This is a genomic window from Citrobacter sp. wls615 (genome assembly GCF_005281355.1).
Lineage (GTDB): Bacteria > Pseudomonadota > Gammaproteobacteria > Enterobacterales > Enterobacteriaceae > Citrobacter > Citrobacter werkmanii.
Genome location: NZ_SZXM01000091.1, coordinates 1 through 1,432, shown reverse-complemented (window position 1 = coordinate 1,432; position 1,432 = coordinate 1). Strand labels below are relative to the sequence as shown.

Below are 1,432 nucleotides of genomic sequence, written 5' to 3'. Positions count from 1 at the left end.
GCAATACTGTTCACTTAAGCGGAGCAGTACTGCGTTTTATCGGATAGTGGGTTTTTGATATCTTGACCGCCCTCGGCCTTGATGGTCGGGGGCGTTTTGTTATAAACACCGCTTCCAGATTTCCCCGCAGGTGCTCCAGCCGTTTCGGGATTGTCCCCGGCGATACCGTATTCCCCAGTACTATCATTTCCGTTGCGATAAACTGGAACGCGAACTTAAAGCTTATTTCTGACGGCGCCCTTTTGTGTTTCTCTGCTGCTTTTGTCGCTTCACGCCGTATCAGGTTATAGGCCAGCAACATACCCCAGACCTCCTGTTCCAGCAGTTCAACCTTACGGCTTCTCAGTACCAGGGCATTATTCAGCAGGCTGCTTTTCAGGTTTCTGAACCCGACTTCGATTTCCCATCGTGAGTGGTAAAGCTCCGCCACCTCTTTTGCTTTGTAGCGGTCTGCCGGGAGCGATGTCAGCACCGTTTTCTCCACACCGTTCACCTCATAAGTCACCGCCCGGGCATACCAGAACTCTGGCAGTGAAGGGTTCTTTTTCCGTGCCTGTTGCGACACTTTCAGTTTCAACAGCCTGTCACCTGCGCCATAGCTGGTTTCCGTTTCTGCAGCCATATCCTTGCGGGCGGGCAGCAGCCAGTGGCGGTTACTCCCCTGCCGATTCAGCGTCAGCAGCAGGTCTGCGCTGTAGAACAGCTTGTCAAACAACGTAATGGAGTTATCCGGCAGGGCGGCGAGCATTGAGTGGGCCAGCAGTGTTTCGCTGCGCCGGTAAGGCGCGGTCGCGGCATCCAGCAGCACATGACTGCCCAGGTTCATTAACGCCACCAGGCGCATAACCGGGTATGCACTCTGCCGCTCAGTGGAGGTGTTGGCAGAGCCATAATGTTCACGCAGCTCAGGTTCATCAGGTGTCCTGAACTGCGCGCCATCAATGGCAAAAAGCTGCAGTCCGTGCCAGTCATCCTTCAGGTAACGTTCCGTTCCCCATGTCTTTGCGGTCTGGCGGAAGAGCCATTCCACCGGAGCGGCCCCCACGCGCTGACGCGCCTGGGTGACCGCGCTGCGAGCCAGCAGGTTCATTCCCGCTTCGCCATCCGCGCTCAGGTTCAGACGACGAACCACATCGGTAATCGGTTCATTGCGGAAGAAGGCCATAGCCACCACCATCCAGATAACCATGTCGCCCGGTAAACGACGGCGGCGCACGGTCGCATGTGCGGAAAGCGTCAGGCAGTGCTGTATCCACTCAACGGGGAGATGCTCTGCAAAAAGCTGTGCAGAGGGCGGTGGCATAAGCGGATGGTCACTGAAATCGAGCAGGTCATTGAGAAGTGGCATAAGAAAACGGCTCCCTGTAGTGGAAGCCGTTATAGTGCCGCAGTTTAAGGATCGGTCAACCGATCCTTAACTGATCGGTATTGC

1 protein-coding gene is annotated in these 1,432 nt (G+C 55.7%); it reads right to left on the bottom strand.

The annotated features are described in order from the left end of the window. Nucleotides 1–10: 10 nt before the first annotated feature. Entirely contained in the window at nucleotides 11–1,348 is a 1,338-nt protein-coding gene (locus tag FDX04_RS23860) for an IS4 family transposase (RefSeq protein WP_137361777.1), read from the bottom strand. Between the last annotated feature and the right edge of the window lie 84 nt (nucleotides 1,349–1,432).

Coding starts and splice junctions, on each gene's coding strand:
- FDX04_RS23860 (WP_137361777.1), bottom strand. CDS start 1,348: ATGCCACTTCTCAATGACCTGCTCGATTTCAGTGACCATCCGCTTATG.